The 25,628-nt window shown below is 70.2% G+C and carries 24 protein-coding genes; 11 read left to right on the forward strand and 13 right to left on the reverse strand.

The genetic code is table 11. The features are described from left to right. Positions 1 to 30: 30 nt before the first annotated feature. The 9 genes from QO011_RS41740 to QO011_RS41780 form a co-directional block, all read right to left on the reverse strand. On the reverse strand, positions 31 to 1,119 hold the full coding sequence (locus tag QO011_RS41740) for an ABC transporter ATP-binding protein (RefSeq protein WP_307286476.1): 1,089 nt from the start codon (positions 1,117 to 1,119) through the stop codon (positions 31 to 33). Continuing rightward, positions 1,116 to 1,913, reverse strand: coding sequence for an ABC transporter permease (locus QO011_RS41745; protein ID WP_307286479.1), 798 nt, complete (start codon positions 1,911 to 1,913; stop codon positions 1,116 to 1,118). The genes QO011_RS41740 and QO011_RS41745 overlap by 4 nt, the downstream gene beginning before the upstream one ends. Positions 1,914 to 1,917: 4 nt before the next feature. Continuing rightward, positions 1,918 to 2,784 carry an ABC transporter permease gene (locus QO011_RS41750; protein ID WP_307286482.1) on the reverse strand — a complete coding sequence of 289 codons (867 nt, stop codon included), beginning with the start codon at positions 2,782 to 2,784 and terminating at the stop codon, positions 1,918 to 1,920. A 337-nt stretch (positions 2,785 to 3,121) separates the two neighbouring features. Continuing rightward, positions 3,122 to 4,144, reverse strand: coding sequence for an ABC transporter substrate-binding protein (locus QO011_RS41755; protein ID WP_307286485.1), 1,023 nt, complete (start codon positions 4,142 to 4,144; stop codon positions 3,122 to 3,124). A gap of 63 nt (positions 4,145 to 4,207) precedes the next feature. Continuing rightward, positions 4,208 to 4,522: an NIPSNAP family protein gene (locus tag QO011_RS41760; protein ID WP_307286488.1), complete on the reverse strand. Its 315-nt coding sequence runs from the start codon at positions 4,520 to 4,522 to the stop codon at positions 4,208 to 4,210. Between the two features lie 11 nt (positions 4,523 to 4,533). Continuing rightward, entirely contained in the window at positions 4,534 to 6,009 is a 1,476-nt protein-coding gene (locus QO011_RS41765; protein ID WP_307286490.1) for an aldehyde dehydrogenase, read from the reverse strand. Between the two features lie 12 nt (positions 6,010 to 6,021). Continuing rightward, positions 6,022 to 7,056: an LLM class flavin-dependent oxidoreductase gene (locus QO011_RS41770; protein ID WP_307286493.1), complete on the reverse strand. Its 1,035-nt coding sequence runs from the start codon at positions 7,054 to 7,056 to the stop codon at positions 6,022 to 6,024. Between the two features lie 15 nt (positions 7,057 to 7,071). Next, positions 7,072 to 8,862, reverse strand: a complete 1,791-nt coding sequence (locus QO011_RS41775; RefSeq protein ID WP_307286495.1) for an alpha/beta fold hydrolase — start codon at positions 8,860 to 8,862, stop codon at positions 7,072 to 7,074. After that, a complete protein-coding gene (locus QO011_RS41780; RefSeq protein ID WP_307286500.1) occupies positions 8,855 to 9,442 on the reverse strand; it encodes an amino acid synthesis family protein in 588 nt (195 codons plus the stop codon). The genes QO011_RS41775 and QO011_RS41780 overlap by 8 nt, the downstream gene beginning before the upstream one ends. A 217-nt stretch (positions 9,443 to 9,659) precedes the next feature. Here QO011_RS41780 and QO011_RS41785 point away from each other — a divergent pair, with 217 nt between their 5' ends. Beyond that, positions 9,660 to 10,334: a GntR family transcriptional regulator gene (locus tag QO011_RS41785; RefSeq protein WP_307286502.1), complete on the forward strand. Its 675-nt coding sequence runs from the start codon at positions 9,660 to 9,662 to the stop codon at positions 10,332 to 10,334. A gap of 10 nt (positions 10,335 to 10,344) precedes the next feature. Here QO011_RS41785 and QO011_RS41790 read toward each other — a convergent pair whose 3' ends face one another. Further along, entirely contained in the window at positions 10,345 to 11,499 is a 1,155-nt protein-coding gene (locus tag QO011_RS41790; protein WP_307286504.1) for an AAA family ATPase, read from the reverse strand. Between the two features lie 451 nt (positions 11,500 to 11,950). On the opposite strand from QO011_RS41790, the gene QO011_RS41795 reads away from it, so the two are divergent. From QO011_RS41795 to QO011_RS41810, 4 genes are all read left to right on the forward strand, one after another. Beyond that, positions 11,951 to 12,967 carry an AraC family transcriptional regulator gene (locus QO011_RS41795; RefSeq protein ID WP_307286507.1) on the forward strand — a complete coding sequence of 339 codons (1,017 nt, stop codon included), beginning with the start codon at positions 11,951 to 11,953 and terminating at the stop codon, positions 12,965 to 12,967. A 375-nt stretch (positions 12,968 to 13,342) separates the two neighbouring features. After that, positions 13,343 to 13,585, forward strand: coding sequence for a hypothetical protein (locus QO011_RS41800; protein WP_307286509.1), 243 nt, complete (start codon positions 13,343 to 13,345; stop codon positions 13,583 to 13,585). Between the two features lie 311 nt (positions 13,586 to 13,896). Beyond that, on the forward strand, positions 13,897 to 14,106 hold the full coding sequence (locus QO011_RS41805) for a hypothetical protein (protein ID WP_307286511.1): 210 nt from the start codon (positions 13,897 to 13,899) through the stop codon (positions 14,104 to 14,106). After that, positions 14,103 to 14,744, forward strand: coding sequence for a LysE/ArgO family amino acid transporter (locus QO011_RS41810; RefSeq protein WP_307286514.1), 642 nt, complete (start codon positions 14,103 to 14,105; stop codon positions 14,742 to 14,744). The genes QO011_RS41805 and QO011_RS41810 overlap by 4 nt, the downstream gene beginning before the upstream one ends. A gap of 37 nt (positions 14,745 to 14,781) precedes the next feature. On the opposite strand, the gene QO011_RS41815 is transcribed toward QO011_RS41810, so the two are convergent. Next, positions 14,782 to 15,915 (reverse strand): MFS transporter, encoded by a 1,134-nt coding sequence (locus QO011_RS41815; protein ID WP_307286516.1) that lies wholly within the window; start codon positions 15,913 to 15,915, stop codon positions 14,782 to 14,784. A gap of 8 nt (positions 15,916 to 15,923) precedes the next feature. Next, positions 15,924 to 16,706, reverse strand: coding sequence for a DeoR/GlpR family DNA-binding transcription regulator (locus QO011_RS41820; protein ID WP_307286519.1), 783 nt, complete (start codon positions 16,704 to 16,706; stop codon positions 15,924 to 15,926). 280 nt (positions 16,707 to 16,986) lie between these two features. Here QO011_RS41820 and QO011_RS41825 point away from each other — a divergent pair, with 280 nt between their 5' ends. From QO011_RS41825 to QO011_RS41850, 6 genes are all read left to right on the forward strand, one after another. Then, positions 16,987 to 20,607 carry a helicase-related protein gene (locus tag QO011_RS41825; RefSeq protein WP_370882083.1) on the forward strand — a complete coding sequence of 1,207 codons (3,621 nt, stop codon included), beginning with the start codon at positions 16,987 to 16,989 and terminating at the stop codon, positions 20,605 to 20,607. A 4-nt stretch (positions 20,608 to 20,611) separates the two neighbouring features. Beyond that, a complete protein-coding gene (locus QO011_RS41830) occupies positions 20,612 to 20,956 on the forward strand; it encodes an RNA-binding S4 domain-containing protein (protein WP_307286522.1) in 345 nt (114 codons plus the stop codon). 245 nt (positions 20,957 to 21,201) lie between these two features. Then, positions 21,202 to 21,615: an NAD(P)-dependent oxidoreductase gene (locus QO011_RS41835; protein ID WP_307286524.1), complete on the forward strand. Its 414-nt coding sequence runs from the start codon at positions 21,202 to 21,204 to the stop codon at positions 21,613 to 21,615. A 47-nt stretch (positions 21,616 to 21,662) separates the two neighbouring features. Continuing rightward, positions 21,663 to 22,112: an RrF2 family transcriptional regulator gene (locus tag QO011_RS41840; RefSeq protein ID WP_307286527.1), complete on the forward strand. Its 450-nt coding sequence runs from the start codon at positions 21,663 to 21,665 to the stop codon at positions 22,110 to 22,112. A gap of 78 nt (positions 22,113 to 22,190) precedes the next feature. Further along, complete coding sequence (locus QO011_RS41845) at positions 22,191 to 23,690, forward strand: HAL/PAL/TAL family ammonia-lyase (protein WP_307286530.1); 1,500 nt, start codon at positions 22,191 to 22,193, stop codon at positions 23,688 to 23,690. An 85-nt stretch (positions 23,691 to 23,775) separates the two neighbouring features. Then, positions 23,776 to 24,726 (forward strand): aldo/keto reductase, encoded by a 951-nt coding sequence (locus QO011_RS41850; RefSeq protein WP_307286532.1) that lies wholly within the window; start codon positions 23,776 to 23,778, stop codon positions 24,724 to 24,726. 24 nt (positions 24,727 to 24,750) lie between these two features. On the opposite strand, the gene QO011_RS41855 is transcribed toward QO011_RS41850, so the two are convergent. Next, positions 24,751 to 25,359: a hypothetical protein gene (locus QO011_RS41855; protein ID WP_307286534.1), complete on the reverse strand. Its 609-nt coding sequence runs from the start codon at positions 25,357 to 25,359 to the stop codon at positions 24,751 to 24,753. Between the last annotated feature and the right edge of the window lie 269 nt (positions 25,360 to 25,628).

Here is a 25,628-nt window from a genome sequence, read left to right on the forward strand (position 1 = left end):
GGCGCGCCGCCGGTCCGCGCAACCGCGCCGCTACCCCCGGGCGTAGAGCCGCGCCGCCAGCGCCGGCCAGCCGAGCCGCACCGGCTCGCTCGCCCGCGGCAGGCCGCCGGCGAAGTCGCCGCAGGGCAGGCGCAGCGACACGTCCTCGCCCCAGGCGGTGCGCGTCAGCACGTGGACGACGTCGCCGAGAAAGGTGGTGTCGACCACCGTCGCCGCCACCGTGGCCGCCGGCGAAGCCTCGCCGGCCCGCGCCAGGGTGAGCCGGTCGGGCCGCACCATGATCGAGACGGCGTCGCCGACGCCGAGGCCCCGGGCCGGCAGGTCCGGCACCAGGGTCCCGTCCGGCAGCGCCGCCTCGACGCGGTCGCCGGCCACCCGCGTGACCTTGCCCGGCAGGAAGTTGGAATTGCCGATGAAGCCGGCGACGAAATGGGTGGCCGGCGTCTCGTAGAGGTCGCGGCCCGAGCCGATCTGCTCGATCCGGCCCTGGTTGAACAGCGCCACCCGGTCGGACAGGCGCAGCGCCTCCTCCTGGTCGTGGGTGACATAGAGGATGGTGACGCCGGTCTCGTTGTGGATGCGCTTGATCTCGAACTGGATCTCCTCGCGCAGCTTCTTGTCGAGGGCCGAGAGCGGCTCGTCCATGAGGAGGAGCGGCGGGTCGTAGGCGAGCGCGCGGGCGAGGGCGACGCGCTGCTGCTGGCCGCCGGAGAGCTCGCCCGGCATGCGGTCGGCGTAGCGATCGAGCCGCACCAGCTTCAGCATGGCCGCGACCTTGCCGTCGATCTCCGCCTTCGGGCGGCGGCGCACCGAGAGGGGGAAGGCGACGTTGCCGGCGACGGAAAGGTGCGGGAACAGGGTGTAGCGCTGGAACACCATGCCGATATTGCGCTTGTTGGAAGGCACGGCGAGCAGGGAGGCGCCCTCGAGCAGCACGTCGCCGGCGGAGGGGTCCTGAAAGCCGGCGATGACGTAGAGCGTCGTGCTCTTGCCCGAGCCGGACGGACCGAGGAAGGTGACGAACTCGCCCTTGGCGATGTCGAGCGAGACGTCCTCCACCGCCGTGACCGTGCCGTAGCGCTTGGCGATGCCCCGGATGGAGAGGAAGGGTGTCGTCATGGCTTGTCCCTTCGCAGGAAGGCGGCGGCGAGCATCAGGATCATGGTGAAGCCGACCAGCAGCGCGGAGACCGCGGCGATGACCGGCGACAGGTCCTGGCGCAGTGTCGAGAAGATGCGGACGGGCAGCGTCTGCAGGTCGGGGCTGGCCATGAAGATGGCGATCACCACCTCGTCCCAGGAGGCGAGGAAGGAGAAGATTGCCGCGCCGAACAGGCCGAGCCGGATGGCGGGGATGGTGACGCGCAGCTTGGCCTCGAGCGGGCTGGCCCCGCACAGCACCGCCGCATCCTCGATGGTCTTGTCGAAGCGCTCCAGCGCATTGCAGATGGAGATGATGGCAAAGGGCAGCGCCACCACCAGATGGGCGATGACGAAGCCGGCGAAGCTGCCGTTGAGGTGGAGCCGCAGGAAGAGGGCGTAGAGCGCCACCGCCAGCACCACCACCGGCAGCACCATCGGCGTCAGGAACAGGGCGCGCAGGAATTCCCGGCCGGGAAAGCGCCCGCGCGTCAGGCCGAAGGAGGCCATCAGGCCGAGGCCGGTCGCGAGCACCGTCACGGTCAGGGCGATCTTCAGGCTGGTGAGGAAGGCGGCGAGCCAGTCGGGATCGGCCAGGAGCTGGCGATACCATTTCAGCGTCCAGGCCGGCGGCGGGAACTGCAGCCATTGCGAGGAGCCGAAGGACAGCGCCACGATCAGGGCGATCGGCAGCAGGAGGAAGACGCCGACGAGGCCGCCGATGGCAGCGAGGACGTAACGCAGGGCGCCGAGGCGGGAGAAGTCGAGCAGCATCGCCTCACCTCGCCGGCGTGCCGAAGCCGAAGAACCGGATCTGCACGGCATAGATGGCGAGCGTCACGGCGAGCAGCACCACCGCCGCCGCGCCGGCCAGGCCCCAGTTCAGGAGCGACTGCACGAGCTGGGCGATCAGCTCGGCCAGCATCATGTTGGACGTGCCGCCGAGCAGGGCCGGCGTGACGAAATAGCCGAGCGACATGACGAAGACCATCAGCACGCCGGCGGCGACGCCCGAGGCGACCAGCGGCAGAAACACGCGCGTGAACGCCTGCAGACGGCTCGCCCCGCACAGCGAAGCGGCCTGGAACACGGCGGGGTCGAGCGTGCGGATGGTGGCGTGCAGCGGCAGGATCATGAAAGGCAGCATGATGTAGGTCATGCCGATGGTGACGCCGACGAGGTTGTTGATCAGCGCCAGCGGCTCGGCGATCAGCCCGAGCTGCATCAGCGCCCGGTTGATGATGCCGGTGCGCTGCAGCAGCACCATCCAGGCATAGGTGCGGGCGAGCAGGTTCGTCCACATCGACAGGATGATGATGCCGAACAGGAGGGTCGACCAGGGCCGCGGGGCGATGGCGAGCAGCCAGGCGACGGGGAAGGCGAGCAGCAGGGTCACCAGCGTCACCAGCCCGGCGACCAGGAAGGTGTTGGTGAAGACCTTCAGATAGGTGGTGGAGCCGAACACCTCCGCATAATTCTGCAGGCCGGGCTGCGGCTCCAGCACGCTGCGCAAGAGGAGGGCGAGCACGGGCACGACGAAGAACAGCAGCACCAGGGCGAGCGCCGGCACGGTCGGTCCGAAGCCGGCAAAGGACCGGCGGAGCGGGACGGCTGGTTGGACTTGGAGGGCTGGGGCGGTGGTCATGGGGCGTGGGGTGGTGCCGCGATTGTGGAACACTCAAGGAGGGAATGCATCAGGACCGACGCACCTCGTTTGTTGCAGGTAAGGGCGTATCCGGCGAACGGCATATGCATCTCGTGGCGCTGTCCCCTGCCGTCATGGCCGGGCTTGACCCGGCCATCCACGCGGACACATTCCGGAGTCGCGTCAAACACCGCCGATGTCGCAGCGAACACAAGCCTATGTCGCGTTCGCGTGGATGGCCGGGTCAAGCCCGGCCATGACGGCCTGAGTTCCCGCGCACCTGGGACGACGATCGTCTTCACGTCTTCATAAAGTCGATCGAGCCCCTCGTCTCCCCTCACTTCGCCTGCCAGTCGTACCAGCGCTTGCCGATCTCGTCGCGGTGCTCGGCCCAGTAGCCCATGTCGAGATTGATCTGGGTCGCCTTGAACTGGTCGGGCAGGAAGGAGGCGATGCCGGGGTCGAGCAGGTCCTTCGACTTGAGGTTAGTCGGCGCGTAGTTGGTCTCCTTGGCCATGTCGGCCTGAGCCTTGGCGCTCGAGGCCTCGGCGAGGAACTTCATCGCCGCGTCCTTGTTCTTGGCGCCCTTCGGCACGACGAGCACGTCGGCGGCGGTGAGGTTCTGGTCCCAGGACAGGCCGACATCCGGGTTGTCCGCCTGGATGGCGAAGATGCGCCCGTTCCAGAACATGCCGATCGGCGCCTCGCCCGAGGCCAGGAGCTGCTGGGACTGGGCGCCGCCGCCCCACCAGACGATGTCCGACTTGATGGTGTCGAGCTTCTTGAAGGCACGGTCGAGATCGAGCGGGTAGAGCTTGTCGGGGGCGACGCCGTCGGCGAGGAGGGCGATCTCCAGGACGCCGGGGGCGGACCACTTGTAGAAGGTGCGCTTGCCCGGGAAGGCCTTGGTGTCGAACAGGTCGGCCCAGCGCGACGGCTCCTTGCCGCCGAAGGCGCTCTTGTTGTAGCCGAGCACGAAGGAATAATAGAAGCTGCCGACGAAATGGTCGGAGACGAAGCGCGGGTCGAGGTCGTCCTTCTTGATCACCGAGAAGTCGAGCGGCTCCAGGAGCCCGGCCTTGGCCGCGGCCACGGCGAAGTCGCCCTCGACGTCGACCACGTCCCAGTCGACATTGCCGCTCTCGACCATGGCCTTCAGCTTGCCGTAGTCGGTCGGGCCGTCCTGCTTGACGGCAATGCCGCTCGCGGCGGTGAAGGGCTCGGCCCAGGCCTTCTTCTGCGCGTCCTGGGTGGTGCCGCCCCAGCTGGTGAACACCATGCTCTGGGCGCGGGCGCCGCTGCCGGCGAGGGCGATGGTGAGCGCGGCGAGGCCGGCTGCGACGATCCTGGCTGCTTTCATGTCGTGGTCCCCTTCATGGCTCGATTTTCGTTGCTCTGGCTCGGATGGTTCCGCCCGCAGCCGTCAGGTCAGCGGCGAGAAGGCGGTCGGCTTCAGGATCTTGTTGTCCATGACCTCGATCAGGGCCTGGATCTTGGGCAGGAACACCTGCCAGCGCGGGTCGGCGGCCAGCGCCGCCCGCCTTGCCTCGCGATCGCCAAGGTCCTCGTAGGCCCAGACATGGACGATCTCGTTCAGCGGGCCGATCTCGGAGACGAAATAGCCGACGAGGCGGCCGAGATGGCCCTTCTGGAGGGCAATGCCTTCCTCCTCGACCAGCTTCAGATAGGCCGGGACGGTGCCGGTCCTGAGGCGATAGGTGCGCATCTCGTAGATCATCGCCCCCGTCCTCAGCGCATCACGAAGGGATCGGGGATCGGATCGTCGGAGGTGCGGATCCAGACCGATTTGGTCCTGGTGTAGTCGAGAATCGACTCGGCGCCGCCCTCGCGGCCGAGGCCCGACTGGCCGTAGCCGCCGAACGGCACGATCGGCGATACCGCCCGATAGGTGTTGACCCAGACGATGCCGGCCCTGAGGCGGCGGATCAGGCGGTGGGCGCGGGTGAGGCTGGCCGTGAACACGCCGGAGGCCAGGCCGAAGCGGGTGTCGTTGGCCTTGGCGACGGCCTCCTCCTCGGTGTCGAAGGGGACGACGCTCAAGACCGGGCCGAACAGCTCCTCGGCGACGCAGGGCACGGCGTTGTCCGCGGCCGTGACGATGGTCGGCTCGAAGAACCAGCCCTCCGGCAGGCCGGCGGGGCGGCCGCCGCCGCAGGCGATGCGCGCGCCCGCCGCGAGGCTGCGCGCCAGGACCGCCTCGATATGCTCGCGCTGGCGCAGCGTCGCCAGCGGCCCCATCTCGGTCGCAGGGTCCTGGGGATCGCCGATGCGGATCTTCGCCGCCTTGGCCTTGAGGATCTCGACCAGCCGGTCATGGGCGGAGCGCTCGACATAGAGGCGCGAGCCGGCGACGCAGCTCTGGCCGGTGGCGGCGAAGATGCCGGCGATGATCGCGTTGGAGACGCTGTCGAGGTCGGCGTCGGCGAAGACCAGGACCGGCGACTTGCCGCCGAGCTCCAGCGTCGTGTGGGCGAGGTTTTCGGCGGTGTTGCGCACGACGTGCCTGGCCGTCGCCGGACCGCCGGTGAAGGCGACGCGCGAGACCAGGGGATGGCTGGTCAGGGCCCGCCCGGCCGGCTCGCCGAAGCCGGTGAGGATGTTGACGACGCCCTTGGGAAAGCCGGCTTCGTCGACCAGCCGGGCGAACTCCAGGAGCGGCGCCGGGCCGTCCTCGGAGGCCTTCAGCACGACGGTGCAGCCAGCGGCGAGCGCCGGGCCGAGCTTCACGGCGGAGAGGAAGAGCTGCGAGTTCCACGGCACGATGGCGGCGACCACGCCGATCGGCTCGCGCCGCGTGAACACCTCCATGTCCGGCTTGTCGATCGGCAGATGCGCGCCCTGGACCTTGTCGGCGAGGCCGCCGAAATAGCGATAATAATCCGCGACATAGCCGATCTGGGCCTTGGTCTCGCGGATGATCTTGCCGGTGTCGCGCGTCTCAAGCTCGGCAAGGCGCACGGCATGCTCGGCAACGAGATCGCCGAGCTTCATCAGCAGCCGGCCGCGCTGGGTGGCGGTGAGGCCGGCCCAGGCGGGATCATGGAAGGCGCGGTCGGCCGCCTCGACGGCGCGGTTCACCTCCGCCTCGCCGGCCGCGGGCATCAGCGCCCAGGCCCTGCCGGTGGCGGGATCGAGGCTTTCGAACGTGTTCTCCGCGTCGACGAAGGCACCGTCGATATAGAGCTGGAAGCGGGTGAGGCTCATGGGCGCCCTCCCTCAGGCGAAGGCCGGCAGGACATGGCGGATGAAGAGGTCGAGCGACTTCTTCTTGGCGGCGTGCGGCAGGCCGCTGTCGATCCAGATCGAGAACTGGTCGTAGCCGAGCGCCTCGTAGCCCCTCAGGCGGGCGATCACCTCGTCCGGCTCGCCGATGACCAGGTTCCGGCGCACCGCCTCCGGCGAATATTGCGGCATGGCCGCCATCTCCGCTTCGCTCAGCGGGTCCATGAAGCCCTGGCGGATCGGCCGCTTGTTCTGGAACCAGGCGCCGAACAGGCAGTAGAAGGCGCTGAGCTGCTTCGACAGGACCTCGGTCTCGGCCGGGGAGTCGGCGACGAAGGTGTGCTGCAGCAGCATGATGCGCGGGCGCGGCACCTCGGGATGGTTGGCGACGGCGGCGTTGAAGCGCTCCATCAGGCTGGCGACCTCGCCGTCGCCGGAGGCGAGCGGCGTCACCTGGACGTTGCAGCCGCTGGCGACCGCGAAATCGTGGCTTGAGGGATCGCGGGCGGCGATCCAGACCGGCAGCTCGGCCTGCACCGGCTTGGGCGAGGCCGTGCTGGAGGGGAAGGACCAGAACTCGCCCTGATGGGCATAGTCGCCCTGCCAGAGCCGCTTCACCGCCGGCACCAATTCGCGCATGCGTTGGCCGGCGCCCCAGGCATCGAGGCCGGGCATCAGGCGCTCATATTCGAAGGAGTAGGCGCCGCGCGCCACGCCGAGGTCGAGCCGGCCGTTGCAGGCGACGTCCGCCAGCGCCGCTTCGCCGGCGAGCCGGATCGGGTGCCAGAACGGGGCGATCACATTGCCGGTGCCGAGCCGGATCGTGTGGGTCTTCGCCGCGAGATAGGCGAGCTGCACGAAGGGATTGGGCGCGATGGTGAATTCCATCGCGTGGTGCTCGCCGATCCAGGCGGTCTCGAAGCCGGCGGCCTCGGCCGTCAGCACCAGCTCCTCCACCTCCTCGAACAGCGTGCGATGCGGCTTGGCCGGATCGTTGCGCTCCATGTGGACGAAGAGCGAGAACTTCATGGATGCCTCCGGGTCTCAGGCCGAGCGCGCCAATGTCTGCACGGTGCCGCGCTCGGCGTCGCCGACATAGACGCCGAAGACGTCCTCGCGGCGCTCACGGACATAGCGGCGCAGCATCGAGCGCGTCGCCTCGTCGCGCAGCCGCTCCCAGGGGATGGCGTCGAAGCCGATCAGGCGCACGGCGCCGGCCTCGACCGGCGGCTCCAGCAGCGTGCCGCGATAGACGATCGACATGGCGCCGGGTCCGGCCTGCGGGTCCTCGAACACGGCGAAGAGGAAGCCGAGCTCGGCCTTGATGCCGAGGGTGCGCATGCGGCCGGTGAGGCTGGCCGGGTCGGTGCCGCTGCCGAGCGCCGCGCCCGACGGCAGGTCGAGGCGGCCGGCATCGTCGGCGACGAACAGGATCGCACTGTCGTGCTCCAGGATGGCGCCGACCCGGGTGCGCCCGCCGCTGGCCGCGACCTTGTCGAGAGCGAGGCCGAAGGTGACATGGGCGCCGCGGCAATAGCCGAGGGGATTGGCCGGCGCCTGGTCGAAGCCGAGGACCTCGCCGATCAGGATGATGTGGTCGCCGGCCTCGACCACGTCGTGGCGGCGGCAGTCGAACCAGGCGGCGACATCGGCGAGGATCGGGCTGCCGGTGATGCCCTTGCGCCAGGCCGCCCGCGCGAACTTGTCGGCATTGCGGGTGGCGAACAGGCTGGAGACATCGGCCTGGGTCTCCGCCAGGATGCTGACGGCGAAATGGCCGGCCGCCGAGAACACGGGATAGCTCGAGGCGGTCTTGGCGATGCAGATCAGCACCAGCGGCGGGTCGAGCGACACCGACGTGAAGGAGTTGGCGGTGAAGCCGCGCGGCTCGCCGTCCTCCTGCAGCGTCGCGACCACGGTGACGCCGGTGAGGAAGGTGCCGAGCGCCTTGCGGAAGGCCAGGCGGTCGAACCCGGCGGCCGGCGCCGTCTCGATGCCGTCCTTCGCCTGTCCCTTCGCGCCGGCCTCGCCGAGGAAGGCGAGCAGCCGGCGGTTGATCTCGCCCGGCGCGGTGAGGGTCATCATATGCCGCTCGTGCGGCACGATCTCGGCCCGGCCGTGCGGCGCCAGGCGCGCCATCGCCTCCGACATGGCGGGGCTGGAATTGGGATCGCCGGCGCCTGTCATGAAGAGCGCCGGCGCGGCAAGGCCGGCCAGGCGGTCGCGATGCGCCGCGTCGGCGGTGGCGAAGAGGCGATAGGTCCGCTCATAGCCGACGGGGTCGACGCCATCGAGGAGGGCGCGGACCGTGGCCGCCGCCGCGCTCCATTCGGGCGGCACCGGCTCGCCGAACCAGCGGGCGATGGTGCCGGCCCAGGACGGCAGGCCGGCCTCGCCCTCCAGGGCCGCGAGGCGCTCCTCGATCGACCGCCTCTGGGCCTCGCTGCGGCAGAACACGGCATTCACGGCGATGACGCTGGCGAGGCGGGAGGGATGCGACAGCGCGAATTCCAGGGCGACCAGCGCGCCCATGGAATGGCCGACCAGATGGGCCTTGCGCAAACCAAGGCCGTCCATCAGCGCCAGGACCTGGTCGGCATAGTCGGCCAGGCCCGCATCGGCCGGCGGCAGGCTGGAGCCGCCATGGCCGAGCATGTCGAGGGCCACGACGTCATAGTGCCGGGCCAGCGCGGCGATCTGCGCCTCCCAGACCGAGGCCTGCATGCCGACGCCGTGCACCAGCACGACGGCCGGCCCGGCGCCGCGCCTGAGATAGCGGGTCGTGGCTTGCCCGCCCGTGCGGTCGCGGAAACGGATCGTGCTGCCGTCAGACATCGGTGCCGCCCAGCTCCTCGAGGTCCTTGTAGCGGTCGCCGATGCGATGATGCGGCCGCCCGCCGATCGAGGCGCCCAGCGCCACCACGATCTCATCAGGCGCCGGAGCGTCGAGAATGGAGAACTGGATGGTGAGGTAGTGGGAGCGCATGCCCTCGTCCGCCTTGTGCATCAGCGGGATGACGATCGGGCAGTTCGGGCCGCCGCGGGTGTTGGTGAAGCTGAGATAGCTCTTGGCGCCGACCGCCCTGCGGTAGTGGTTGCCGAAGCGCAGCGTGTGGATCAGCGCCGAGGCGTGCTCGACCTCGCCCGCGGTGCCGACAACCGCCGCCTTGCCATAGCCTTCCACCGCCTCGCCGCCGCCGGTGAGGCGCAGGATCTGCGCCGTGAGCAGCTCGCCGAGCACCGGCGCCACCGCGTGGATCTCCGGCTTCAGGTCCTCGATGAAGCCGCGCCCGGCCCAGGGATTGCGGACCACCGCCGCCGCTCCGATGAGCTCCAGCGGCCGCGGCGCCGAACGACCTCCCTCGACCAGCGTCACCTCGCGCCAGGTGACGATCTTGCGCGGCTCGACAGCCATGAGGCCCCCGGGGATCGGTGTGGATTGGCAATGATGAGATTATGGTATACCATATTATTATCGAGTCAATGCACCGCTTGCGCCGGCACGCGATCTCGGCTCAATCAATCGGCGGGATGTCCCGCTGGAACTCTGAACCGGCCGGGAGCTCCGAACCCGCCATGCGGGCGGGGCTCGGAACTCCCGGCCGGCAGGACGCATAGGGACGGGGGCGCTCGTGGACGACGGGAACCTGGGACTGAAGGTCGACCGCAGCGCCAAGACGCTGCGGGAGCTGGCGCTGGAGAAGCTGCGCGACGCGATCCTGGATTTCCGCTTCCAGCCCGGGGAGCGGCTGGTCGAGCGCACGCTGTGCGAGCGGCTCGGCGTCAGCCGCACGGTGGTGCGCGAGGTGCTGCGGCATCTCGAGGCGGAGGGGCTGGTCGAGACCATCCAGAACCAGGGTCCGGCGGTGACCCGGCCCGATCCCGCCAGCGCCGCGCAGGTCTACGAGATCCGCGCCCTGCTGGAGGCACAGGCGGCGGGTGCCTGCGCCGAGCGCGCCACGGCCGCGGACATCGCGCGCTTCTCCGCCGCGATCGACACGATCGAGGCCGCCTTCGCCGCCGGCGATTCGCGCGGCGTCATCAAGGCGACGACCGACTGCTACGAGGTGCTGTTCGGCATCGCCGGCAAGAGCGTCGCCTGGAGCGTGGTGCAGTCGCTCAACGCCCGCATCAATCATCTGCGGGCGATGACGATCTCGACGCCCGGCCGGGACAAGGCCGCCATTGCCGAGATGCGCCGCATCGCCGCGGCGATCGCGCGGCACGACGTCGACGGCGCCCGCCAGGCGAGCATCGCCCATGTCGAGGCGGTCGCCGCCCTGGCCCGGCAGTTCCTGTCGGCCTGAACCGGGGCCGCTACCGCGACGGCCAGACCCAGGCGGGCCGGTCGTCCTCGTCGTCGGCGACCGTCTCACCCAGCCGCTTCTCCAGGACGATCCGCCGGCAGTCCGCTTCGCGACCGAGCGCGGCGACGAGCGCCTCGGCATGGGACACCACCACGACCTGCGTGCGACCGGAGGCCCTGGCGATCAGGCGCGCCAGCGGCGCCACGAGGTCGGCATGCAGGCTGGTCTCCGGCTCGTTGAGGACCATCAGGGCCGGCGGGCGCGGCGAGAGCAGCGCCGCCGCGAGCAGAATATAGCGCAGCGTCCCGTCCGAGAGCTCGGCCGCCCTCAGCGGCCGCAGCAAGCCGGGCTGGTGCATCTCCAGCGCGAACGTGCCGTCCCGGTCCGCCACGGACAAGGCGGCACCCGGGAAGGCGTCGGCCACCGCCTCGTCGAGCTCGCCGCCGCCGATCTCGTGGATGGTCTGCACGGCCGCGGCCACGTCCGCGCCGTCGGCGGCGAGCACCGGCGCGCGCGTCCCGACCTGCGGGTAGCGGGCCGGCGCCTCCCGATCGGTGCGCAGATGGTCGTAGAAGCGCCAGTTGCGCATCTCCTCGCGCAGCACCAGCAGATCCAGCCCTTCGCGCGGATCGCTGCAATGGGTCATCATGCTGTCGAACGGGGCCAGGTGCTGGAAGGCCTGGCGCCATTCCCCGGTGTCGGCGCGCAGACGCACGGAAGGGCCGTTGCGGACCGCCAGGACGTTGGTCCGCCCTGCGCGCCCGCCGAGCCAGAGGCTCTCGGCCTTGATCTCAGGGTCGCGGCCGAAGGCCGAGTGCGACGGAACCGGCAGGCCGAGGTCGATGGCATAGCCGTATTCGGTGCTGCCGAATCCGAGCTTCAGGCTGACCGGCCCCTTGCGGACGGTGCCCTGCACGGCCTGCTCGCCCCGCTTCATCGCCCGCGAGAAGGCTTCCGGCCCGGCCCATAGCACGGAAGGAAGCCCGCCTTCGACCGCCAGCGAATGGATGACGCGGCCCTGCGCCACGTCGGCGAGCAGCCGCAGCGCCCGGTAGAGGCTCGACTTGCCGCTGCCGTTCGCGCCGGTGACGACGTTGAGCCGGCCGAGGCCGAGCCGGATGTCGCGCAGGGAGCGGTAGCCGGAAATGGCGAGCGCGGTGATCATGGACTGAGGAATAGGCCCCATTCGACGAACGAAGGAACCCTGGAATCATCGGGGAAGGCAAGGAGGTCCCCACGCGGTCCAGACCGCAGGATCTCCGAAGACATGGAGCGACCTGTCGCGATCGAAAGCCCGAAGCAGATCGAAGCCATGGCGGCCAGCTGGCGCGCGGCGATCGCCCCCAGAGGGAGGGCGCTTCGAGATCCGCCGATTTTTCGCAGAAAATCTTTTCGGATTGCGAGAAACCATGATCCATACCTTACGGCATAAGACCGCAGTCCATTTGCACCCGCCTCTCCCATTCTCTTGTTACCCACGTATCCAGCGGATAAGATCGCTCGGTTGTAGTGCCTAGCCTTGGAAAATCGTGGATCGGCGCGGGCGGGCAGGCCGCCGGCTCGCCATCATCCCGTGACGCCAACACCGGGGACGCGACCGAAGCTGGGGAGCAGAAATGGCGCATCTGGCCATCGATACGCATTTCGTCCCGGAAAAGGAACGCGCGACTTACTTGCAGGATGCCATGCAGGTGTCGCCGATGCCTTTGATCAACATCACCGAATCCCGCTTCGAGGACAGCGGCTTTCGGGTACGGTTTGCTGGGAAGATGCTGGGAGATGCTCTCATGACCCGGTTCGACGCCAGCTCACTGCATCTCAAGAGAACCTCAAAGGAGATCTCCAGACAATCGAGCGGGATATTGCTTCTCGCCCTGCTGCACCGGGGCTCCTACGATCAGACGTTTGAGTATCACGCTCCATTTCTGAAGACCGCTCCGGGAGATCTTCTGCTGGCCGATCTCGACGCCCCGCAAAGCGTGACCTTCACCAAGTCCGCCTGCGCGACCTGTGCCTATATCCCTCGGGACCGCTTTCAACCGCTGATCGGCAGCACGTCCCCGTTGAAGCCGATCCTGCTGCAGCCACGCGACCAGCTCCATGGGCTGCTCGCCGCCTGTTTCATGGCATGCGCGTCGATGCGCGATCCGACGCCGGCCGCCGCCGCGGCGGCGCTGGATACCCTGACCCGGCTGACCTTGATTGCGCACGGCCTGCATCTGTCGGATCACCAGGCCCTGCAACCGCCGCTGATCGAAGCGCGCCGACAGCAAGCCCGACAGTTCATCGCCGCTCGCTCGGACAATCCGCGCCTCGATCCGCAGATGATCGCCGACCATCTCGGCCTGTCGCTGCGATCGCTGAACCTGGCGTTCGAGCCGACCGGACAGGGGGTCGCGGCGCTGATCCAGGCCACCAGGCTGGCGCGGGCCAAGGACATGCTGCTGCGGCTTCCGGATCGCTCGACGCTCGACATTGCGTTGGCCTGCGGCTTCAACACTCTCGCCACCTTCTACCGGCGCTTCGTGCAGGAATACGGCGTCGCGCCGGGCGAATTTCGCAGGACGCGCGCCCGATCCACGGACGATCGGAGAATCGACCCTGCGGATAGTCGGAAAACGTCCGGGACTTAGTTTCGTCTGCCGATATCGTACCCTTGCGCAATATTGGAAGTCTGGCTGCGCAGAGTGTGAAGACGCTCAACATTCCCTTCGGTAATATACGTCACACCTGAGCCATCGAAAGCGTCCCCGTGCGCTGTTCGGCGCTGTCGCGTCGGTGCGGCCGTGATGCATTCGTAAAGAGCGGCAATCGTTGGAGATCGAGAAGACGGCGCGATGACGTTCGCCATGGGCGCGGACGGCTTGCGGGCTGGTCTTGCGCCGGGCGCAGCCTCGATGCGTCGGCCGGGCCGGACGACGCCCTCAATGTCCCGATCAACGCCGGCGCAGGTGATGAGGGTGCCCTCAAGGCCCCCTGCGAGACGACCACGCGACGGGGACGATGCGATGCACCTGATCATCACCTTCTGCACGACGCTGGCAGGCATTCAGGCGCCACAATGCGTGAACGAGGACATCAAGCTCCTGGCAGAGGTGACGCCGATGATGTGCGTCCTCAAGGCTCAGGAGAAAATCGCCGAAGCGGCCCGGCTCTACCAGGGCTGGAGCATCAGACGCTACGCCTGCATCCCGGCCGGCCGGATCGGGCTCGTGCCGGGCAGAGCCGGCCTGGACGAGGCAAGCCGGTGACCCCGCCCGGCACAGGCGGGGCGCGCGCGGCCCGCGCCACTGTCCCGATCCGGCGGGAGGCGGCCGTCGAGCCCGCGCGACGCGATGCCGGCGGCGTCTGCGGTCCCGCGGGTCAGCCGGATTTCAGCGAAAATACATGCCGCTCACCGGACGCAGCGCCCCGCCGCCGCGATGCTTTCCGCCCAGGCGCCGGGGAGGCACCCGTCAGGGCCGGCATGGTTCCGGCTTCCGCGAGCCGTGCATCGTTCCCCGTTCTGACCTCCGTCATCCGATCCCTGGCGCGCTGGGCCGCCGAACGGCGAAAGAGGCGGATGCTGGAAGAGACGCGCCGCGGGCTCGACGAGCTCGACGATGCGAGGCTCGCCGACCTCGGCATCATGCGCAGGCCGCAGCGCGTGACATGGCTCCATGTCGGCCGGGGCCTGCCGCCGCGCCCGGTCGTCCAGTCGGCCTATGGCCCCCTCGTGACCGCCGCCGACCTGGCTGGCCCCACTTCCTCGGCGCAGGAGCCGCAGCCATGATCTTCGACGGCGATGTGAGCGGGTTCCAGGCCGGGCTGGCCCTGGGCGTGGCCTCGATGGCATCGGTCGGGCCGAACAACCTGATGATGATGCGCGAAGGCCTCGTCCGGGGGCGGATGACGTTCGTCGCAAGCCTGGTCTGGGCGAGCTACGTTGCCCTCATCGCCGCCTCCTATCTGCTGGCGGCCTCGATCGCCGGGATCGCTCCTTCCCTGCGCACGATCCTCACCTGGTGCGGCCTGGCGGCCATCTCGTGGTTCGCCCTGCAGTCCCTGCGGGCAGCGGCGGCGGCCGGACGGATGGAGGAGCAGGAGGAACACGGGGAGACCGGCCGCTCCTGCCTGTTGCGCGTGCTGCGCGTGGTCTGGATGAACCCCCTGACCTATATCGAGCTCCTGCTGATTCCAGCCACGCTCGGGCAATCCTTCGACGCCACCGATGCCCGCCTCCAGTTCGTGGCGGCCCTGGTCCTGATGGCGACGCTGTGCTGCTACGCCTATGCCTTCGGCGGCCGCCTCATCGCCTCGGTCCTGCGGCACAGGGCGAGCCTGCGCCTGTTCGACTTCATCTCCGGCCTGATCCTGTCGGCGGTAGCCCTCTCGATGGCAGCAAGCCTTTTGTCGGAGGCATTGCCGTGAGGCCGCTCGCAAGCGTTCCCGATGCGGCCGAGCGCCTTCACCGCTTCTCCGCCCATCGCACCGAGCTGGCGCCGAGGCCGATCACCAGGGACATCACCGCGGCGACCACGAAGATCGTGCCATAGGTCGTGGCATGGGCGACGAAGCCCAGGAGCGGCGGGCCGGCCAGCAGGCCGCCATAGCCCAGCGTCGAGGCGGTGGCGATGGCGGCGTCGGGATGGCGGGACCTGCCGGCGGCGCTGAACAGCACCGGCACGATGTTGGACATGCCGATGCCGGCCAGGGCGAAGCCGAGCACGGCCAGCCAGGGATGGCCGGTCAGCGGGCCGAACGCCAGCCCGGCCGCCGCGAGCACGGAGCCGCCGCGCATGATCGCCATCGCCCCCCATGCCTGGCGCACCTTGTCGCCGAAGAAGCGGCCGATGGCCATGGTGGCGGAAAAGGCGGCGTAGCCGGCGCCGGCCATCTCGGTGGCGGCGCCGAGCTCGGACCGGAGATAGACCGAGCCCCAGTCGAGCACCGTGCCCTCCGCCTCGAAGACCAGGGCCATGAAGAGGCCGATGACGAGGGCGGCCGCCTCGGGCCGCAGCGACACATGGCCACTGGGCGCGCGCTCGCCGCCGCTGACCGGGATGTGCGGCAGCGCCCAGGCGAGCAGGGCGCCCAGCAGCAGCGCCAGCATGCCGGCCTGGGCCGGACCGGGCAGGACGAAGAGCAGCAGGCTGCCGGCTGCCGCCCCTGCGAGGCCGCCGAGGCTCCACATGCCGTGGAAGGACGACATCAGGGGCCGCCCGGTGGCGCGCTCGATCTGCGCGGCATGGGCGTTCATCGCCACGTCCATGCAGCCGCCGCTGGCGCCGAAGACGAAGAGCACGGCAATGAGCAACGGCAGGGCCGGCGCCATCGCCGTCACCGGCAGCAGAACGCAGAAGGCCGCGCCGCAGCCGCGGATCAGCCCGACATTGCCGAAGCGACGGATCAGCCAGCTGCTGCCGGCCATGGCCAGCACGGCGCCGCCGCCGAGGGTGAGCAGCGCCAGCCCGAGCACGGCAGGATCGAGGCCGAGCCGCTGCTTGACCAGCGGGATCTGCGTCGCCCAGATGCCGAAGATCGCGCCGTTGACGAAGAAGGCGGCAGCGGTCGGCCGCCAAGGATGGTTCATGAAGGACATGGACTGACTCAGGCGAGGAGGAGGTCGACACCGGCCGCGGCATAGCGCGCCAGCGTGTCGGGCGGGGTGTGCGCTTCGGCGACCAGGCGGTCGAGGCGCGAGAGGGGCGCCACGCGGAAGGGCGAGGCGGTGTCGAACTTGTCGGCGGTGATCAGCGCCGTCACGGCGGCGGAGGCGGCGACCATGGCTCGCTTCAGGCAGGCATCGTCATGATCCTGCGCGGTGATGCCGAGCGCGATGTCGATGCCGCAGGCGCCGAGGACGCACAGGTCGTAGTGGATCTGCCCGATCGCCGCCAGCACGGCAGGGCCGGCGACGGCACGGCTGACCGGATCGAGGCGGCCGCCGAGCATGATCACCTCCGTCACGCCGCGGCCGAGCGCCGCAAGCGCGATCTCCGGCGTGGCGGTGACGACGGTGAGGTCCGCGCCGGCCGGGAGCAGATGCGCCAGCGCCAGCGTGGTGGTGCTCTGGTCCAGCAGCACCGTGGCGCCCGGCCGCAGCAGGCCGAGAGCCGCCGCCGCGAGCGCCGACTTCTCCACCGGCCGCCGGACGAGCCGGTCGCCGAAGGCGGCCGGCAGGGTGGAGCGGCGGATGGCGCCGCCATGGACGCGCTGGATCAGGCCGCCCTCGGCGAGATCGCGCAGGTCGCGCCGGATGCTGTCCTCGGACACGCCGAACTCGGCCGCCAGCGCCGTGGCCGAGACGCGTCCCTCGCGCTCGATCCGGGCGAGGATCGCGGCCTGCCTCTCCTCGGGCGACTGCGGCGGGGGCGATGCAGATATGGGCATGCTGATCAGATCTGTGGCAGTTGCTGCGCACTCATGCACGATCGCGCTAATAAACGCAACATCTACGATCGATCACGCATAGGCCGGCATGCGATCAACGCTTCGGGACAAAGCGCGAAGCCGCATCGCGCGCCGATTCGGCCATGCTCCGTTCCAGCCTCGTTCGGGGGGTTAACGCGGGCGCGGAAAAAGCCCATATTGCGTCTCGGACAGGGACGACCCGCCGTTCCTCCCCGCTCCGCCTCCGCCCGAAACCACCGAGGCCCGTTTCCTCCTCATGATGCCTTCAGTGCTTCCCCCGCCGATGCGCGCGCGCGGCGTGACGGCGGTTCTCGGACCGACCAACACCGGCAAGACCCATCTCGCCATCGAGCGCATGCTCGGCCACGGCGCCGGCCTGATCGGCCTGCCGCTGCGCCTGCTCGCCCGCGAGGTCTACAACAAGATCGTCGAGCGGGTCGGCGCGGAGAAGGTGGCGCTGGTCACCGGCGAGGAGAAGATCAAGCCGGACAACGCCCGCTACTGGGTGGCGACGGCGGAGGCCATGCCGCGCGACCTCGATCTGCCGTTCGTGGCGCTCGACGAGATCCAGATCGCCGCGGACCTCGAGCGTGGCCACGTCTTCACCGAGCGGCTGCTCAACCGGCGCGGCTCGGCGGAGACGCTGCTGCTCGGCGCCGCGACGATGCGGCCGATCGTCGAGAAGCTGATCCCCGGCGTCAACGTGGTGTCGCGGCCGCGCCTGTCCAACCTCCTGTTCGCCGGGGAGAAGAAGCTCACCCGCCTGCCGCGCCGCACCGCCATCGTCGCCTTCTCGTCCGAGGAGGTCTACGCCATCGCCGAGCTGATCCGTCGCCAGCGCGGCGGCGCGGCCGTGGTGCTGGGCGCGCTGAGCCCGCGCACCCGCAACGCCCAGGTGGCGATGTACCAGAACGGCGACGTCGACTACATGGTGGCCACCGACGCCATCGGCATGGGCCTCAACCTCGACGTCGACCATGTCGCCTTCGCCGGCGACCGCAAGTTCGACGGCTACCAGTTCCGCCGCCTGACCCCGGGCGAGTTCGGCCAGATCGCCGGCCGGGCCGGCCGCCATGTCCGCGACGGCACCTTCGGCACCACCGGGCGCTGCGACGGCTTCGAGCAGGACCTGGTCGAGGCGATCGAGAGCCACAGCTTCGACAGCGTCAAGGTGTTGCAATGGCGCAACCCTTCGCTGGATTTCTCGACCGTGGCCTCGCTGCAGGAGAGCCTCGGGCGGGCCCCGGACGAGGCCGGCCTCACCCGCGCACCCGACGCCGACGACATCCGTGCCCTGTCGATCGCCGCGCGAGACGAGAAGATCCGGGCCATGGCCCACGGCGCGGCGGCGGTCGAGCGGTTGTGGGAGATGGCGCAGGTCCCGGATTACCGGAAAATTTCTCCGCACGCGCATGCCGATCTCGTCACGAGCCTCTATGGTTTTTTGATGCGGGACGGTAAGGTCCCCGACGATTGGTTCGCGCGGCAGGTGGCCTTCTCGGACCGGACGGACGGTGACATCGACACGCTGTCGACGCGCATCGCCCATATCCGGACGTGGACCTTCGCGGCGAACCGGCCGGACTGGCTGAAGGACCCTGCCCATTGGCAAGGCGTGACGCGTGCCGTCGAGGACAAGCTCTCCGACGCACTGCATGAGCGGCTTGCCCAACGCTTTGTCGACCGTCGCACCAGCGTGCTGATGCGGCGTCTTAGAGAAAATGTCATGCTCGAGACTGAAATCACCAAGACCGGCGATGTGATTGTCGAAGGTCAGCATGTCGGGACGCTGCAGGGCTTCCAGTTCGCCCCGGACCCCAGCGCCGGCGACGGCGAGAGCGGCCGCGCCTTGCGCGCCGCCGCCGCCAAGGCGCTGGCCGGCGAGATCGAGGCTCGGTCGCAGAAGTTCTCCCAGGCGCCGGACACCGAATTCGCCCTCGCCATCGACGGCACCATTCGCTGGGTCGGCGAGCCGGTGGCCAAGCTCGCGGGCTCCGACAAGACCCTCGCGCCCCGCATCCGCCTGCTCGCGGACGAGCAGCTGACCGGCCCGGCGCGCGATGCGGTGCAGACCCGCCTGGAGATCTGGATCGGCAACCACATGGCCCGCCTGCTCGGGCCGCTGCTGCTGCTCGACAAGGCGGAGGACCTGCAGGGCCTGGCCAAGGGCATCGCCTTCCAGCTGGTCGAGGCGCTCGGCGTGCTCGACCGCTCGAGGGTCGCCGAGGACCTCAAGCAGCTCGACCAGGACCAGCGTGCCTCGCTGCGCAAGCATGGCGTGCGCTTTGGCGCCTACCACATCTACCTGCCGGCCCTGATGAAGCCGGCGCCGCGCACCCTGGCGGTGCAGCTCTGGGCCCTCAACCATGGCGGCCTGGAGCAGAAGGGCCTGGACGAGATTCCGCATCTCGCCGCGTCCGGCCGCACCTCGATTCCGGCCGACCACGGGATCGACAAGACGCTCTACCGCCTGATCGGCTACCGCGTCTGCGGCGAGCGCGCGGTGCGCGTCGACATCCTGGAGCGCCTCGCCGACATCATCCGGCCGGCGATCGCCTATCGCCCCGGCGTCACCGTCGGCGAGCCGCCGGCGGGCACCGCCGACGGTGACGCCTTCGTCGCCACGGTGCAGATGACCTCGCTGGTCGGCTGCTCGGGCGAGGACTTCGCCTCGATCCTGCGCGGCCTCGGCTATCGCTCGGAAAAGCGCAAGGGCCAGGCGATCACCCAGCCCATCCGCCTGCCGGCGCCGACCGTGCCGGTGACGCCGATGGTGGCGGCACCCGAGGCCGCGGCACCGGTCGAGGCGCCGGCCGCGGGCGAGGAGGATGCGCTGCCGGCGGAAGCGACGGAAGGCGCCGAAACGGCCGAGGCGCCCGCCGATGCGACCGCGCCCGAAGCCGCCGAGCTTCCGGTCGAGACAGAGGCGGAGACCGCTGTCGAGGTAGAGGCAGAGATCGCGGCCGAGGCAGAAGGCGAGAGTCCGGCCGCACCGGCAGAGCTTCCGGCCACGGATGCGGTGGAATCCGTCGCCGAAGCCGAGCCTGAAGCACCGGCGCCGGTTGCCGAGGCGCAGCCGGCCGAGCCCGCGCCCGCTGCCGACGCGAATGTCGCCGTTTCCGCGGCGGAGCCCGCCGAGACCCCCAGCGAGGCCACGGTCGCGCCCGAGGCCGTTGCGGCGCCGGAGGAACCGGCCGAGCCCGTGCTGGAGAGCCCGGCCGAGCCGGTGCCGGACGTCGAGATTGAAATCTGGCGGCCGGTGCGCTTCGATCGCCATCAGCGCCCGCAGCATGGCCGCGGCGCGGCCGGGGAGCGCCGCGAGCGCTTCCACAACCGACCGCAAGGACAGCGCCCCGACGGACGGTTCCAAGGGGAGCGGCCGCAGGGCGAGCGGCCGCAAGGCGAACGCCCCCAGGGCGAGCGGCCCCAAGGCGAGCGGCAAGGCGAACGTCAGCAGGCGGAGCGGGGCCCGGGCGATCGGCTCCAGGCGGAGCGCCCGGCCGGCGCGCGCCGGGGCCTCGCCGCCGCGGCTGCCTCCGACATCGCGGCGCGGCCCGAGGAGCGCCGCGACGACGAGCGCGGGCGGCGCTTCGACCGTCAACGCGATCGGCAGGGCGCCGAGCGGCGCGACGGCGGAGCCGGGCGCGAGGAGAAGCGCCCCCCCGAGACACGCAACGGCAAGCAGGGTGGCCGCCCGGACTGGAACCGGGACGACCGCGGCCCGCGTCGCGATCGCGAGCGCGACCAGGACCGCGCCCCGCGTAACTGGTCGACCGAGCCGCGCCCCTCGCGCGAGAACCGCCAGCCCGATCCGAACTCGCCCTTCGCCAAGCTGCTCGCCCTGAAGGAGCAGATGCAGAAGTCGGGCAAGGAATCCTGAGCGCATGCCCCCGGTCGAGGCGACGCCGCGTCTTCGCCTCGACAAATGGCTCTGGCATGCCCGGGTGACTAGGACCCGCACGCTGGCGGCCAAGCTGGTGGCCGAGGGCCATGTCCGCGTCAACGGCGTCCGGACGGACCAGCCGGCCAAGCCAGTCAAGGCCGGCGACGTGCTCACCATCGCGCTGGAGCGCACGGTGCGCGTCTATCGCGTGCGTGAGCTCGGCGACCGGCGCGGCCCGGCGAGCGAGGCGCAGGCCCTCTACGAAGACCTGTCGCCGGAGCCGCCGCCGCACCATCCGCCGGCAGGCCGCGGGCTCGTGCCGGCGGGCCAGGACGACGAGGACTGACGGCCGACTTTTCCGGCACGGGCGCGGCGGAGAATCCTGTTCTCCCGTCCCGGAGAACAAAAAAATGCTGCCCGTCTCGCGCCCGGCGCGGCGCCGGGCCACACTCACGGCTCGCATGGCGGATGCAGCACTCTCCCTGGCTGCGCTTTTGCCGCCTGAGCAGACTGTCAAAGTTCCAGCAGAGTTTCGCGGGCCCGACCCCTGGTCCGATCCACGAAACGCCGCTGAGACCGCGAGGAGATGCCGTGGCCCTGCATGCCGTGCCGCACCGCTTCCCATCGCCTCCCCGCCGCCGCGACCGCATCGTCGTGGTCGGCGGCGCGGCGAACACGCTCGACATCCTCAGGCTGGCCACGGTGCGCAGCGACGAGGTGGTGCTGATCGCCCCCCGCGTCGACAGCGCCATCCGCCGCTATGTCGAGCATTTCGGCGTCGACCTGCGCCAGCGCCCGGTGGCCGAGCGCGACCTCGCCGGCGCCAGCGCGGCGCTGGTCGCCGCCGAGGACGAGGGAGCGGCAGAGCGGGCGGTCTGGGCCGCCCGCCGGCACGGCGTCCCCGTCCATGTCAGCAATCGCCCGGACCTCTCCGACTTCACCCTGATCGACATGCTGGAACGCCAGCCCTCCAGCTTCGCCGAGACGGCGTCGGCAATTGCATAATCGATAGATTATAACTATTTTCCGGTGACAGGAGATCGCCGGAACCCATGCTGACCAACAAGGGCAAGTACGGCCTCAAGGCGCTGGTCCACCTCGCAGGCTTGCCGGAGGGGGAGACCGTGCAGTCGCACGAGATCGCCGAGGCCAACAATATTCCCAAGAAATTCCTCGATGCCATCCTCGGCGAATTGCGTGTCGGCGGCATCGTGCGCAGCAAGAAGGGCAAGGGCGGCGGCTATATGCTGGCCCGCGAGGCCTCCAAGATCAGCATCGGCTCCGCGATCCGCGTGCTCGACGGGCCGCTGGCGCCGATCGCCTGCGCCAGCCGCACCGCCTACCAGCCCTGCGACGACTGCAAGGACGTGGCGGGATGCGCCGTCCGCCTGCTGATGCTGGAGGTGCGCGACGTCTCGGCCCGCATCCTCGACAACACCTCCGTGGAGGAGATGCGGCGCAACTCCCAGCAGGGCTCGCCGATCCTGATGTACCACATCTGACACAAGACGGCGGGTTCGCGACAGGGCGCCGCGACGGTCGCGGGCGAAGATCGGGCGAATCGCCTCCGGAGCTCCACCGTGCCTGCCCCAATCGTCGAGATCGGCCTCGCCCCCCATCCCTGGCGCGACGTCGTCGCCATCGCCGACGGCGCCGCCGTGACGCTGCACCCCGCCGTGCGCGAACGGCTCGGGCTGCATCGCCGCGCCGTCGAGGCGATCGCCGCCCGCGGCGAGCGCGCCTACGGCATCACCACCGGCCTCGGCGCGCTCAGCGACGTCATCCTGTCGCGCGAGGAGATCGTCACCATCTCCACCAACACGGTCCGCAGCCACGCCTGCGCCATGGGCGAGCCCTTCGCGCCGCGGACGGTGCGGGCCATCATGGCCGGCCAGATCCTCAATTTCTGCCACGGCCCCTCCGGCATCTCGCCCGCCGTGGTCGACCAGATCATCCGCCTGCTCGCGGAGGGGATCACCCCGGTCATTCCGAGCCAGGGGTCCGTCGGCTATATCTCCCACACCGCCCATGTCGGCCTCGCGCTGATCGGCGAAGGCTTCGTCCACGACGGCGGCGCGGTGAAGCCGACGGCCGAGGCGCTCGGCGCGCACGGCATCGCGCCGCTGACGCTCGGGGCCAAGGAAGGCCTGTCGCTGGTCAACGGCACGCCCTGCCTCGCCGGCCTCGCCTGCCTGGTGCTCGCCGAGGCCGAGCGCCTCGCCGACTGGGCCGACCTGATCGCAGCGATGAGCTTCGAGGTGCTGGGCGGCCAGATCGCCGCCTTCGACGCGGCGGCGCTGGCCTGGAAGCGCCATCCCGGCGTGCAGCATGTCGGGGCGCGGCTGCGCGCCGCCCTCGCGGGTTCGCAGATCGTCGCGGCCAATCGCGGCCGCCGCACCCAGGACGCGCTCTCCATCCGCTCGATCCCACAGATCCACGGCGCCATCCGCGACGCCATCGCCGCGACCGAGCAGCGCGTCGACGGCGAGCTGGCCTCGGCTACCGACAATCCGCTGGTGCTGCTGGACGGCGGCGAGCCGCGCCTGGTCAGCCAGGCCAATCCGCACGGCGAGACCGTGGCGCTGGCGCTCGATGCCCTGGCGATCGCGCTGGCCGAGCTCGGCGGCGTGTCCGAGCGCCGCCTCGACCGGCTGGTCAACCCGCTGGTCAGCGGCCTGCCCGCCTTCCTGGTCAAGCACAGCGGCGTCAATTCCGGCTTCATGATCGCGCAATATGTCGCCGCGTCGATCGCCTCGGAGAACAAGATCCTGGCGACCCCGGCCAGCGTCGACAATTACGTCACCTCCGCCCTGCAGGAGGACCATCTCAGCCTGGGAACGCCGGCGGCGCTGAAGGCGCTGCGGCTGGCGGGCAACGTGCAGAAGATCCTGGCGGTGGAGTATCTCGCCGCGGGGCAGGCCTACGAGTTCATGGACGGCCGCCGCCCGGGCGCGGGCACGGCGCAGGCGCTGGCGCATCTGCGGGCCCACGTCCCGCCGACCGAGACCGACCGCTTCATGTCGCCGGACCTGGCTGCGGCGGATGGGCTGCTGGCGCGGCCCTGTCCTGTCGGGCTATGAAGGCGGGCGACGCCTCGCGCCCGCTCTCGCCGCGGGCAGAGCAGGGTCCCCGGCGGCGTGCAGCCCCACAACGAAGGACATCACGATGGAAAAGCGTCGTATCGGCCGCTCCGACCTCCTGGTCGCGCCCCTGTGCCTCGGCGGCAACGTGTTCGGCTGGAGCGCGGACGAGGCGGCCTCGTTCCGGGTGCTCGACGCCTTCGTCGAGGCCGGCTTCAACTTCATCGATACGGCCGACGTCTACTCGGCCTGGGTGCCGGGCAATGCAGGCGGCGAATCCGAGGCCGTCATCGGCAAATGGATGAAGGCGCGCGGCAACCGCGACGCCATCGTCCTGACCACCAAGGTCGGCTCGGAGATGGGCCCGGGCAAGAAGGGCCTGTCGCGGCGCTACATCGCCGAGGCGGTGGAGGCGTCGCTGAAGCGGCTGCAGACAGACGTGATCGACCTCTATCTCTCGCATTGGGAGGACCCGGAGACGCCGTACGAGGAGACGCTCGCCGCCTATGCCGACCTGGTCAAGACGGGCAAGGTGCGCTTCATCGGCAATTCCAACCACAGCGTCGAGACCATGCGCCACGCCCTGGCGATCAGCGCCGCGAACGGCTGGCCGCGCTTCGAGAACCTGCAGACCCACTACAATCTCTACGACCGCGCCGGCTACGAGGCGGCGCTCGAAACCTTCTGCCGCGACAACGGGATCGGCGTGACCAGCTATTTCTCGCTGGCCAAGGGCTTCCTCTCCGGCAAATACCGGTCCGAGGCGGATTTCGGCAAGAGCGCCGCGCGCGGCGCCGGCATGAAGGACTATCTCAACCCGCGCGGCCTCAACATCCTGGCGGCGCTCGACGAGGTGTCGGCCGCGCTCGGCGCGAGCCCGGCGCAGGTGGCCATCGCCTGGCTGATCGCCCGTCCCGGCCTCGTGGCGCCGATCGCCAGCGCCACCAGTCTGGAGCAGCTCGGCGATCTCCTGGCCGCGACGCGGCTGACCCTCGACCGCGCCGCGGTCGAAACGCTGGACGCGGCGAGCGCCTGAGCGGCGGAACGCGGGCGCGCCCGTTCAGACGAGCGGCGGCTGGTCGATGCTCATGCGATCGCGCAGCTCCTCCACGGAGCGCGGCTGCGGCGCGGAGCGGGCGTCGGCATGGGGCACCGCCTCGTCCGGATCGGGGCCGGGCCGCACCGGCCCATGGGCGTCGAGCGTGGTCTTGACCTCGTCGGCAAAGGCTTCGTCGACCCGCACGGTCAGGAGCGCCCCGCCCTTGCCGACGCCCTCGACATAGACGGTGGCGCGCTCCTCGCTGAGGCCGGACTCCATCAGGGCGCCGATGACGCCGCCCGCCGCCGCGCCGGCTGCGGCGCCGGCGACGAAGCCGGCGGCCAGCGAGGCCAGCCAGCCGGCCGCCACCACCTGGCCGAGCCCGGGAACGGCGATCATGCCGAGACCGGCGAGCAGCCCGGCGCCGCCGCCCAGGACGCCGCCGATGCCGGCGCCGGTGCCGGCACCCTCGGCCGTCTGCGAGTTGCCGGCATGGGCGAGATAGTCGTCGTCCGCCGTGTTGGCGACGATGGAGATGTCTGCGCGCGGGACGCCGTTCTCGATGAGATCCTCGAGCGCACGCTGGGCGCCGGCATATCGGTCGTAGAAGCGCGTAATCGTGGTCTTCATGGCCCTGCCCTGTTGTCGACCAAAAGACGCTCCCCGCGCCGGCGGGTCACGGCCGCAATTCCGAAGGCAACGCGGTCGGGCCAGGAATGTTCCATATCGCGGCGAATCCGCCTCCCAAACGAAATCGCCGGACGCAGGGCGCCCGGCGATGCCGTGGAGGTCGGTGGCGCCGCAGCCTGTGTTTTCGGCCGCGGCGTGTCGAGTGTCAGCTGCCGCCGCCGATGCAGGTGTCGGCGGTCTTGGGGGTGCAGACGTCGAGGCCGGTATAG

Origin of the sequence: Labrys wisconsinensis, from assembly GCF_030814995.1 — a bacterium.
Lineage (GTDB): Bacteria > Pseudomonadota > Alphaproteobacteria > Rhizobiales > Labraceae > Labrys > Labrys wisconsinensis.

What these genes read in the sequence shown, in the direction of transcription:
- QO011_RS41805 (WP_307286511.1), top strand. Translation starts at nt 13,897, where the DNA reads ATGCTGGAAGAGACGCGCCGCGGGCTCGACGAGCTCGACGATGCGAGG.
- QO011_RS41825 (WP_370882083.1), top strand. Translation starts at nt 16,987, where the DNA reads ATGCCTTCAGTGCTTCCCCCGCCGATGCGCGCGCGCGGCGTGACGGCG.
- QO011_RS41815 (WP_307286516.1), bottom strand. Translation starts at nt 15,915, where the DNA reads ATGTCCTTCATGAACCATCCTTGGCGGCCGACCGCTGCCGCCTTCTTC.
- QO011_RS41770 (WP_307286493.1), bottom strand. Translation starts at nt 7,056, where the DNA reads ATGAAGTTCTCGCTCTTCGTCCACATGGAGCGCAACGATCCGGCCAAG.
- QO011_RS41750 (WP_307286482.1), bottom strand. Translation starts at nt 2,784, where the DNA reads ATGACCACCGCCCCAGCCCTCCAAGTCCAACCAGCCGTCCCGCTCCGC.
- QO011_RS41790 (WP_307286504.1), bottom strand. Translation starts at nt 11,499, where the DNA reads ATGATCACCGCGCTCGCCATTTCCGGCTACCGCTCCCTGCGCGACATC.
- QO011_RS41745 (WP_307286479.1), bottom strand. Translation starts at nt 1,913, where the DNA reads ATGCTGCTCGACTTCTCCCGCCTCGGCGCCCTGCGTTACGTCCTCGCT.
- QO011_RS41855 (WP_307286534.1), bottom strand. Translation starts at nt 25,359, where the DNA reads ATGAAGACCACGATTACGCGCTTCTACGACCGATATGCCGGCGCCCAG.
- QO011_RS41760 (WP_307286488.1), bottom strand. Translation starts at nt 4,522, where the DNA reads ATGATCTACGAGATGCGCACCTATCGCCTCAGGACCGGCACCGTCCCG.
- QO011_RS41765 (WP_307286490.1), bottom strand. Translation starts at nt 6,009, where the DNA reads ATGAGCCTCACCCGCTTCCAGCTCTATATCGACGGTGCCTTCGTCGAC.
- QO011_RS41850 (WP_307286532.1), top strand. Translation starts at nt 23,776, where the DNA reads ATGGAAAAGCGTCGTATCGGCCGCTCCGACCTCCTGGTCGCGCCCCTG.
- QO011_RS41810 (WP_307286514.1), top strand. Translation starts at nt 14,103, where the DNA reads ATGATCTTCGACGGCGATGTGAGCGGGTTCCAGGCCGGGCTGGCCCTG.
- QO011_RS41795 (WP_307286507.1), top strand. Translation starts at nt 11,951, where the DNA reads ATGGCGCATCTGGCCATCGATACGCATTTCGTCCCGGAAAAGGAACGC.
- QO011_RS41800 (WP_307286509.1), top strand. Translation starts at nt 13,343, where the DNA reads ATGCACCTGATCATCACCTTCTGCACGACGCTGGCAGGCATTCAGGCG.
- QO011_RS41755 (WP_307286485.1), bottom strand. Translation starts at nt 4,144, where the DNA reads ATGAAAGCAGCCAGGATCGTCGCAGCCGGCCTCGCCGCGCTCACCATC.
- QO011_RS41840 (WP_307286527.1), top strand. Translation starts at nt 21,663, where the DNA reads ATGCTGACCAACAAGGGCAAGTACGGCCTCAAGGCGCTGGTCCACCTC.
- QO011_RS41830 (WP_307286522.1), top strand. Translation starts at nt 20,612, where the DNA reads ATGCCCCCGGTCGAGGCGACGCCGCGTCTTCGCCTCGACAAATGGCTC.
- QO011_RS41780 (WP_307286500.1), bottom strand. Translation starts at nt 9,442, where the DNA reads ATGGCTGTCGAGCCGCGCAAGATCGTCACCTGGCGCGAGGTGACGCTG.
- QO011_RS41740 (WP_307286476.1), bottom strand. Translation starts at nt 1,119, where the DNA reads ATGACGACACCCTTCCTCTCCATCCGGGGCATCGCCAAGCGCTACGGC.
- QO011_RS41820 (WP_307286519.1), bottom strand. Translation starts at nt 16,706, where the DNA reads ATGCCCATATCTGCATCGCCCCCGCCGCAGTCGCCCGAGGAGAGGCAG.
- QO011_RS41775 (WP_307286495.1), bottom strand. Translation starts at nt 8,862, where the DNA reads ATGTCTGACGGCAGCACGATCCGTTTCCGCGACCGCACGGGCGGGCAA.